Annotated in this window: 9 protein-coding genes and 1 pseudogene; 3 read left to right on the forward strand and 7 right to left on the reverse strand. The window is 58.5% G+C overall.

Going from position 1 to position 9490, the window contains the following annotated elements; genetic code table 11:
* Positions 1–35: 35 nt before the first annotated feature.
* From AC07OG_RS23715 to hemJ, 5 genes and pseudogenes are all read right to left on the reverse strand, one after another.
* A complete protein-coding gene (locus AC07OG_RS23715) occupies positions 36–374 on the reverse strand; it encodes a histidine triad nucleotide-binding protein (RefSeq protein ID WP_060541606.1) in 339 nt (112 codons plus the stop codon).
* An 80-nt stretch (positions 375–454) separates the two neighbouring features.
* Positions 455–1243 (reverse strand): SDR family NAD(P)-dependent oxidoreductase, encoded by a 789-nt coding sequence (locus AC07OG_RS23720; RefSeq protein ID WP_060541605.1) that lies wholly within the window; start codon positions 1241–1243, stop codon positions 455–457.
* Between the two features lie 62 nt (positions 1244–1305).
* A pseudogene (locus AC07OG_RS23725) lies at positions 1306–1968 on the reverse strand (DUF805 domain-containing protein); the annotation flags it as partial.
* A 135-nt stretch (positions 1969–2103) separates the two neighbouring features.
* Positions 2104–3072, reverse strand: coding sequence for an NAD(P)H-dependent flavin oxidoreductase (locus tag AC07OG_RS23730; RefSeq protein ID WP_060541604.1), 969 nt, complete (start codon positions 3070–3072; stop codon positions 2104–2106).
* Between the two features lie 32 nt (positions 3073–3104).
* A complete protein-coding gene (gene hemJ, locus AC07OG_RS23735; RefSeq protein ID WP_060541603.1) occupies positions 3105–3536 on the reverse strand; it encodes a protoporphyrinogen oxidase HemJ in 432 nt (143 codons plus the stop codon).
* Between the two features lie 135 nt (positions 3537–3671).
* Between hemJ and argC the strand changes: the two genes are divergently transcribed.
* Together argC and erpA are read left to right on the forward strand one after the other, a co-directional pair.
* On the forward strand, positions 3672–4706 hold the full coding sequence (argC, locus tag AC07OG_RS23740; RefSeq protein ID WP_060541602.1) for an N-acetyl-gamma-glutamyl-phosphate reductase: 1035 nt from the start codon (positions 3672–3674) through the stop codon (positions 4704–4706).
* Between the two features lie 167 nt (positions 4707–4873).
* The gene (erpA, locus tag AC07OG_RS23745) at positions 4874–5224 is read left to right on the forward strand and encodes an iron-sulfur cluster insertion protein ErpA (RefSeq protein WP_060541601.1); all 351 of its coding nucleotides are present in this window, start codon (positions 4874–4876) and stop codon (positions 5222–5224) included.
* A 68-nt stretch (positions 5225–5292) separates the two neighbouring features.
* Here the strand turns inward: erpA and AC07OG_RS23750 are convergent, their stop codons facing one another.
* Together AC07OG_RS23750 and AC07OG_RS23755 are read right to left on the reverse strand one after the other, a co-directional pair.
* Positions 5293–6384 carry an anhydro-N-acetylmuramic acid kinase gene (locus tag AC07OG_RS23750; protein ID WP_060541600.1) on the reverse strand — a complete coding sequence of 364 codons (1092 nt, stop codon included), beginning with the start codon at positions 6382–6384 and terminating at the stop codon, positions 5293–5295.
* A 3-nt stretch (positions 6385–6387) separates the two neighbouring features.
* On the reverse strand, positions 6388–7863 hold the full coding sequence (locus AC07OG_RS23755; protein WP_495068244.1) for a peptidoglycan DD-metalloendopeptidase family protein: 1476 nt from the start codon (positions 7861–7863) through the stop codon (positions 6388–6390).
* Positions 7864–8075: 212 nt separating this feature from the next.
* Here AC07OG_RS23755 and tyrS point away from each other — a divergent pair, with 212 nt between their 5' ends.
* The gene (tyrS, locus tag AC07OG_RS23760; RefSeq protein WP_060541598.1) at positions 8076–9275 is read left to right on the forward strand and encodes a tyrosine--tRNA ligase; all 1200 of its coding nucleotides are present in this window, start codon (positions 8076–8078) and stop codon (positions 9273–9275) included.
* Positions 9276–9490: the final 215 nt, after the last annotated feature.

The following is a 9490-nucleotide window of genomic DNA, read 5'->3' on the forward strand; positions in this document are numbered from 1 at the left end:
CCCGCACCCCGGCTCCTGCAAGGGCAGCCTGAGAATCAGCCCGGCGGCCAGTTCATCTGGCGCTGGCCGAGTACGTGCATATGAATGTGATAGACGGTCTGCCCGCCTTCTTCATTGCAGTTCATGACCACACGGAAGCCTTTTTCGCAGCCCAGTTCCAGCGCCAGGCGCTGAGCGGTGAACAGAATGTGTCCGGCCAATGCTTTGTCGTCTTCAGTCAGGTCGTTCAAGGTTCGCACCGGTTTCTTCGGAATGACCAGAAAATGCACCGGTGCCTGTGGGGCGATGTCGTGGAAGGCCAGTACCTGGTCGTCCTCGTAAATGATCTTCGCCGGGATTTCCCGGTTGATGATCTTGGTGAACAGAGTATCCACAGCTGTTTCTCCGTTGTTTGGGCTGGCCTGAGTGTACTTACAAGGGGATGCACCAGCCCAGTGTTTTACCGTAGGACATTTCAACGAGGGCAGTGGGCTTTGATGACCATGCCTGCAATTGTCCGGTTCAACCAGCGCGAACCGAGCCGCGGCAGGAAGGCGAACCAGCGATTGCGCCGCCCGGGAATGATGATCGCGCGATTCTTTTCAAGCGCCCGCACGGTATACAAAGCGACTTCTTCGGGACTCATCAGCAGCTTGTTGCCGGCAAGTTTGTCGGTATTGAGTTGCGCGGTGCGGAAAAACCCCGTGCGGGTCGGGCCGGGGCAGAGCACCGATACCTTGACCGCGCATTTCTTCAGCTCGACGCGCAAGGCTTCGGAAAAATGCAGCACATAGGCCTTGCTGGCGTAGTAAGTGCTCATCCACGGTCCCGGCTGAAACGCGGCCACCGAGGCCACATTCAGAATTTGTCCGCCGCCTTGCAGCGCCATGCTGTTGCCAATCGCGTGGCACAGGCGGGTGAGGGCAAGGATGTTCACTTCGATCAGGTCTTGCTCGGTCATCCAGTCCTGGGCCAGAAAAGGTCCGCAGGTGCCAATGCCGGCGCAGTTGACCAACAAATCGATGTGCCGGTCACCTTCCTCCAGTTCCAGCAGAAATCCGGACAAGCGTAGCGGTTCGCCCAGATCACAGGCACGGAACAGCACCTCGACGCCGAAACGTTGGGTCAGTTCGATCGCAATACTTTCCAGCTGATCACGTTGTCGGGCCACCAGAATCAGGCTGCGGCCGCGCCGTGCCAGGGCTTCGGCCATCGCAAGGCCGATGCCGCTGGAGGCACCAGTGATCAGAGCGTAACGGGTCATTCAGTTCTCCATCGCAAACAGCTCCGCGCCGCGACGCAGGTGTCGCGGGCCTGGAGCGCTGTTCATTCTTTGGCAGAGTCTACAGGGGGCTGGGCCTCTTCGGCTGCATCGCCAGGAGAATTTGGTTGCAGTTCGTTATCGACGTCGATTTCGTCGGAGGTGGCCGAGCCGGTTCCATAGCTGCCCTGCAAGACGTTTTCGTACTCTTGCTGAATCGCCGAAAGACTCCCGGTCAATGCGCCGGCGAAGACCAGCGCGATAAAGAGCAACCACAGTAAAGACAACAGCTTTACTGCGGTGCTGTTGGGTGGGGGTGGTGGGCCATAGCGGTTTGTGGTGCTGTTGCCAGGCACGACCGTGATCACGAACGGGAAGACACTGGCTACAAATGGAACGAGGTTCAGTAGCCACAGCCAGCCTGACCAGCCGATGTCATGCAGGCGCTGAACGGTGATCTGGATGCTGATGAAGGCGATGGCAACAAACAGGATAAAGGCCAGCAAGCCACCGATGATCAGGCCGGCCGACGAGTCAGCGCCGATCAGGGCCAGGGCAATCGAGGCGAAGCCTGCGCAAGCAGCCAGCAGAGCCAGGGTCAGGACCATCGTCCAGGCAAGGTAACGCAAACGACCAATGCGCCCATCGAAGCTGAACGGGTTGAGCGCTGCGAACTGCGGCAAGGCTTCACCGACTGCGGCGTGGGTCGGGCCGTAAGGAGATAGAGGATTCGTCGGCGGGACGGGATCTTGAGAGCGGTTTTCGTCCATGTTCGAGTCATCCTTGTCATGAAACATTAGATTCAGATTGTCGCGTCCGGGCGACTGTAAGGCCCGCCGATGGCGGCAGGCCTTACTCCATTGTCAGCGTGGCCAGCGCTTGGGTAGTTGCGCGGCATGCTCCAGAGCCTTGCGATACTCGGCATCTAGACGCGCAACCAACTGCTCGACGCTTGGCAGGTCATCAATTGCGCCCACACCCTGGCCTGCGGACCACACGGTTTTCCAGGCTTTGGCCTCATCGCTGACCGGCTTGAGCTTGGCGCCGAAGTTGATTTCGCCCTTGCCCTGCAGCGCCGCCATATCGAAACCGGCCGCCTCCAGGCTTTGGCGCATGAAGCTGGCGGGAATGCCTGACACTGCTGGAGTATGGATGATGTCTGCTGCCTGGGAAGTCAGCAGCATCTCTTTGTAAGCGTCAGGCGCATGACTTTCAGTGGTGCCGATAAATCGCGTCCCGAAGTAGGCCAGGTCCGCGCCGAGTAATTGTGCGGCGAGGATTTCATGGCCGTGATTCAGGCAGCCAGCCAACAGGAGAGTCTTGTCGAAGAACTGACGGATCTCGGCAATCAGTGAGAACGGGCTCCAGGTCCCGGCGTGTCCACCGGCACCTGCGGCCACAGCGATCAAGCCATCTACACCGGCTTCGGCGGCTTTTTCCGCGTGGCGACGTGTAGTGACGTCATGGAATACCAGGCCGCCGTAGCTGTGGACTGCATCGACCAGTTCTTTCACGGCGCCTAGGCTGGTGATCACGATCGGTACTTTGTGCTCCACGCAGATATCCAGGTCTGCCTGCAGCCGCGGATTGCTGTTGTGGACAATCAGATTGACGGCGTAGGGCGCAGGCTTGTCCAGGGTTGCCAGCCCGGCTTCGATTTCTTCCAGCCAGGCCTTGAAGCCGCTGCTCTCACGCTGATTCAACGCAGGAAAACTACCGACTACACCGTTGCGACAGCAGGCGAGCACCAATTGCGGGTTGGAAATCAGGAACATTGGCGCTGCCACCACTGGCAGACGCAGACGTTGTTCGAGCAGAGCGGGCAGCGACATTGGAAGTACCCCGTTAAATGCGGCTAGTAGGATTAGAACGGCCGAACCACGACCAGAATTACGATGGCCAGCAATAGCAGAACCGGGACTTCATTGAACCAGCGATAAAAGACATGGCTGCGGGTGTTCTCGCCACGGGCGAAGCGTTTTACCTGGGCGCCGCACATGTGGTGATAGCCGATCAGCAATACCACCAGCGTCAACTTGGCGTGCATCCAGCCGCCCTGGGTGAAATAGGCGCCAGGGTTGAGGCTGATCAACCAGCCGCCAAAGATCAGTGTAGCGATCATCGCCGGGCCCATGATGCCCCGGTACAGCTTGCGCTCCATGATACTGAAGCGTTCCTTGCTGACAGCGTCTTCGCTTTGCGCGTGATATACGAACAGTCGCGGCAGGTAAAACAGGCCGGCAAACCAGCAAACCATACTGACGATGTGAAGCGCTTTGAGCCATAGATAAAGCATTTTTGGTTATTCCAGAATTCACGGTAGGCCGAATAGTAGAGGCTTGAGGCTCCGCACGTCACCTTGACGGTTGTCGCAGGGGCTTGCGGCCCCTATTATCGACGGCTTTCCAGTGGGTTCGTTGAGGGCAGGTTTATGGTCAAGGTCGGTATCGTCGGCGGCACGGGTTACACCGGTGTCGAACTGCTGCGTCTGTTGGCGCAGCATCCGCAAGCAGAAGTGGTTGTCATCACTTCCCGATCCGAGGCTGGCCTGGCCGTTGCCGACATGTATCCGAACCTGCGAGGCCATTACGACGGCCTCGCGTTCAGCGTTCCGGACATCAAGACCCTGGGGGCTTGCGACGTGGTGTTCTTCGCCACACCGCACGGCGTTGCCCACGCCCTGGCGGGTGAGCTGCTGGCGGCGGGGACCAAGGTCATCGACCTGTCGGCCGACTTCCGTCTGCAAGATGCCGCGGAATGGGCCAAGTGGTACGGCCAGCCCCACGGTGCGCCGGAGTTGCTCGACGAAGCGGTCTACGGCTTGCCGGAAGTCAATCGTGAGCAAATCAGGAAGGCGCGCCTGATTGCCGTACCGGGTTGCTATCCAACTGCCACGCAACTGGGCTTCCTGCCATTGCTTGAAGCCGGTCTGGCGGACACCAAAGGTTTGATCGCGGACTGCAAGTCTGGCGTTAGCGGTGCCGGTCGTGGTGCTGCGGTCGGCTCGCTGTACTCCGAGACATCGGAAAGCATGAAGGCCTACGCGGTCAAAGGTCACCGTCATTTGCCGGAAATTCGCCAGGGGTTGCGTCGCGCCGCGGGCAAGGATGTCGGCCTGACCTTCGTTCCGCACCTGACGCCGATGATCCGTGGCATTCACTCCACGTTGTATGCGACCGTAGTCGATCGCTCGGTGGACCTGCAGGCGCTGTTTGAAAAGCGTTACGCCAACGAGCCGTTCGTCGACGTCATGCCGGCCGGCAGCCATCCGGAAACCCGCAGCGTGCGCGGTGCCAACGTTTGCCGGATCGCGGTGCATCGTCCACAGGACGGCGATCTGGTGGTGGTGCTGTCGGTGATCGACAATCTGGTCAAGGGCGCGTCGGGTCAGGCGGTGCAGAACATGAACATCCTGTTCGGGCTGGATGAGCGTCTGGGTCTGTCCCACGCCGGCATGCTGCCTTAAGGTTTAATGCTGCACAGCAAAAGGCCCGATATACGGGCCTTTTTGCATTCCGGGTCGGCGCCTGGGTTGGTTGATATACCATAACAATAGTTGACCGCTTTTCTAGGAGAAGCGGATAATGCGCGTCATCACGCAATATGACGGCGTAACGCCGGGAGATAGTCAGCATGAGCGTCGAATCCTTCACCCCCACGGCTTTGCAATTCACCCACGGTGCCGCGCACAAGGTGAAGAGCCTGGTCGATGAAGAGGGGAATGATCGCTTGAAGCTGCGCGTATTCGTTACGGGCGGCGGTTGTTCAGGTTTTCAGTACGGCTTCACCTTCGATGAAGAAGTGGCCGAAGACGACACCATTGTCGAGCGCGAGGGTGTGAGTCTGGTTGTCGATCCAATGAGCTTCCAGTACCTGGCGGGAGCCGAGGTGGATTACCAGGAAGGTCTGGAAGGTTCGCGTTTTGTCATCAAGAACCCGAATGCGACTACGACCTGTGGTTGTGGCTCTTCGTTCTCGATCTGATCAGCGAGTCTGCATTACCCAGCGCCGCATGGCTCCAGAGCCCTGCGGCGTTTTGCTGTCTGGAGGATTTACGCGGGGTAGATGGCACCGAGTACGCGCAAGCCGCGGGCGCCGGTAACGCTTGGGCGGTTGGCGGCGATGCCTTCCAGGCAGCAATGCGCCAGCCAGGCGAAGGCCATGGCTTCGACCCAGTCAGGGTCTACATCGTAAGCGGCAGTGCTGCTGACTTTTGTATTCGGTAGCAGGCTGGCCAGGCGGTTCATCAGCGTGGTGTTATGCGCGCCCCCGCCGCATACCAACAGTTCCCGAGTGTCTGTCTGGGCACTCTGCAGCGACTCGACGATGGTCAGAGCGGTCAGTTCAAGCAATGTTGCCTGCACGTCTTCTGCCGCGAAGGTCGACAAGTGCGAAAGATGCTGTAGCAGCCAGGGCAAGTTGAACACTTCGCGGCCGGTGCTCTTCGGGCCTTTGGTGACAAAAAATGGATCGCCAAGCAGGGCCTTCAGCAGTGTCGGTTCGACCTTGCCCGTAGCGGCCCATTGGCCGCCGCGATCATAGTTGTGGCCACGTTCCCGATGGATCCAGGCATCCAGCAACACATTTCCCGGGCCGCAGTCGAAGCCTGCAACAGGCTGGCCGGGCTCGATCAGGCTGAGGTTGCTGAAGCCGCCAACGTTCAAGACTGCGCGGTTGCCTTCCCGCTCTTCAAACAGGGCTTCATGAAAGGCTGGAACCAGCGGCGCGCCTTGCCCGCCAGCGGCTACATCGCGGCTGCGGAAGTCACTGACCACGGTGATGCCGGTCAGTTCGGTCAACAGGGCCGGATTGCCAATCTGTACAGTGAACCCGCGCGCCGGTTCGTGGCGAATGGTCTGGCCATGGCTGCCGATCGCGCGAATGTCGTGAGGTTCGAGTTGCTGCTGGGCAAGGAGGGCGTGAATGCCCTGTGCTGCCAGACTCACCCAGTTCTGTTGGGCGATGGCGGAGCGGGCGATTTCGTCCGGACCGCTGGCGCACAACCCAAGCAGCTCGGCGCGCAGGGATTCGGGCATGGGGATGTAGTGCGTGGCAATCAGCTTGATCGCCGGGGTCAGTTCGATCAGTGCAATGTCCAGTCCATCCAGGCTCGTCCCGGACATCACACCTATATAGCGCGTCATGGCTTAGCGCTTCGAAGCCAGCATGGTGGACTTCTCTTGATCCATGCGCGCCATCAGCGGCTGGCTCTGTGCGAGGAAGCGTGCGCGTTCGCCCTTGGAGATCGGATCGGCCATCGCTACTTTTTGGCCCAGCGGGTCGACGTGTACACCATTGACCTGGAACTCATAGTGCAGGTGCGGACCGGTGGACAATCCAGTGGTACCGATGTAGCCGATCACCTGGCCCTGTTTGACCGTGCCGCCGGTCTTCACGCCTTTGGCGAAGCCTTGCATGTGGCCATACAGCGTGGTGTAGGTAGCGCCGTGCTGGATGATCACGGTGTTGCCATAGCCGCCACGACGCCCCGCCAGCAGAACTTTGCCATCACCGGCGGCCTTGATCGGAGTGCCGCGTGGTGCTGCATAGTCAACGCCTTTGTGGGCGCGGATCTTGTTCAGGATCGGGTGTTTGCGGCCCATGGAAAACTTCGAACTGATGCGGGCGAAATCCACCGGTGTACGGATGAACGCCTTGCGCATGCTATTGCCGTCAGCGGTGTAGTAGCTGCTGTTGCCTTGTTTGTTGGTGTAACGCACGGCGGTGTAGGTCTTGCCGCGGTTGGTGAAGCGTGCCGACAGGATCGGGCCGTTACCGACAGCCTTGCCATTGACGACCTTCTGCTCGTAGATGACGTCGAACTCGTCACCCTGGCGAATATCCTGGGCAAAGTCGACGTCGTAGCCAAACACGCTGGCCATGTCCATGGCCAGGCTGTGAGACAGGCCGGCGCGAGCGGCGGACTGCGACAGTGAGCTGTTGATCACTCCGTGAACATACGCGGAGCGCACGGTCGGCTTGGCGGTAGTGCGGTTGAACGTGTAGCCCTTGTCGTTTCTGGTCAGGCTGATGCTTTCCAGGTCGTTCAGCTTGCTGTGCAAATTGGTCAGTTGACCGTCGGGGCTCAGTTCGAATTCGAGTTTCTGTCCGTGTTTGAGCTGGCTGAATTGCTTGGCCTGCTTGTTGCTGGCCAGCACTTCATGCACCGAGGTGGTTGGCAGGCCGACTTTCGCGAACAGCGTGGAAAGCGTATCGCCTTTGCCGACGATCACTTCCCTGTGGGTTTCAGCCTTCTTTTCTTCGGCGGCCGGTGCGGATGCAGTTACCGGCGGCTGCGGCTGCGGCTGTGCCTGTGCCGGTTCCGGTGCAGCTACGGGTGCAGTCTGGGCGGTTTCCTGGGTGTCCTCTGCGCTGTTTTCTATCTGCGCGAAGGGCGAGGCTGTTGACTCATTTGTGGCTTGGACGGCGTCAGCAGCGTCTTGATCTTGTGTCAGTTGTTCAGCAGGACTTTCCAGTTCAAGACTCAGGGTCGTCTTTTTGGCTTCAACATCGCTGGAAGGGAATACCAGGAGCGCCAGGCTGAGAAGGGCGGCGATCCCACTTGCGGCAAGCAGGTGGGTCTTCGGGTAAAGCGGTGGCGCTTTAGACGGTTCAGTGGTCATAAGTGATTTTGACTTTGAAAAATGATGAATTGGAAAAGATGAATGACATGATGAAGATGAAATAACTGTATAAAATATAACCAAATCATCTCTGAAGCAAGTCCGTGGGTGCTCTGCCTGTGGATTGGCGTCCGTGCGCCGGGCAAAACTTGTATTTGACGCGCGATCTTGTATGGTTGGTTCCCTTTGATTCTGAGCCTTGCAGGTTGGTTATGAAGTCGGTTGAAGAGCAGCTAGCGCTGATCAAACGTGGTGCGGAAGAACTGTTGGTCGAGTCCGAGCTGATCGAGAAGCTCAAGCGTGGCCAGCCACTGCGTATTAAGGCAGGCTTCGATCCGACCGCTCCGGATCTGCACCTGGGTCATACCGTGCTTATCAATAAGCTGCGCCAGTTCCAGGAGCTGGGGCATCAGGTGATCTTCCTTATTGGTGACTTCACCGGGATGATCGGTGATCCGAGCGGCAAGAGCGCCACGCGTCCTCCGCTTACCCGTGAGCAGGTTCTCGAGAATGCCGAGACCTACAAGACTCAGGTGTTCAAGATTCTTGATCCGGCGAAAACCGAGGTAGCGTTCAACTCCACCTGGATGGATCAGATGGGGCCTGCGGACTTCATTCGCCTGACTTCGCAGTACACCGTTGCGCGCATGCTCGAGCGCGATGACTTCGACAAGCGCTACACGACCAACCAGCCAATTGCCATTCACGAGTTCCTCTATCCGCTGGTTCAGGGTTACGACTCGGTCGCTTTGCGTGCGGACGTCGAGCTCGGTGGTACCGACCAGAAGTTCAATCTCCTGATGGGTCGTGAGCTGCAGCGTGGTTATGGTCAGGAGGCTCAGTGCATTTTGACCATGCCGTTGCTGGAAGGTCTGGATGGCGTGAAGAAGATGTCCAAGTCGTTGGGCAACTACGTCGGTATCCAGGAAGCACCGGGCGTAATGTACGGCAAGCTGGTTTCCATTCCGGATGCGTTGATGTGGCGCTACTTCGAGCTGCTCAGCTTCCGCTCCATGGAAGAGATCAATGCATTTCGTGCTGATGTGGAGGCAGGGGCCAACCCGCGCGACATCAAGATCAAGCTGGCCGAAGAGATCGTTGCGCGTTTCCATGGTGAGGAGGCTGCGGCTAACGCTCATCGCGCGGCGGGTAACCGCATGAAGGAAGGCGAGCTGCCGGATGATCTGCCGGAGGTCGAATTGACTGCTGCCGAAGATATGCCTATTGCTGCCGTCCTTAATAAGGCGGGCCTGGTGAAGAACTCGGCGATGGCGCGGGACCTTCTTGGTTCGGGCGGTGTGCGTATAGATGGTGAAGTGGTTGATCGCACCTTTATATATGCAGTGGGTGCGACCCATGTTTGCCAGGCTGGCAAGAAGGCTTTTGCACGAATTACGCTGAAAGCCGAATAAAACCGAAATAGAGGTTGACGGCGAATTTTAGAAGCCTATAATTCGCCCCACTTCCGGCGCAGTCGAAACGGAAAACTCCTTGGTAAACAATGAGTTACGCGGTTTTCGACAGCAGGTTGCTTCAGTTCATCGAAGCCAAAAGGGAGTTGAAAAAGAGGTGTTGACAGCAGCGTGTAACGCTGTAGAATTCGCCTCCCGCTGACGAGAGATCGAAA

The organism is Pseudomonas sp. GW821-FHT09H03 (genome assembly GCF_059415945.1).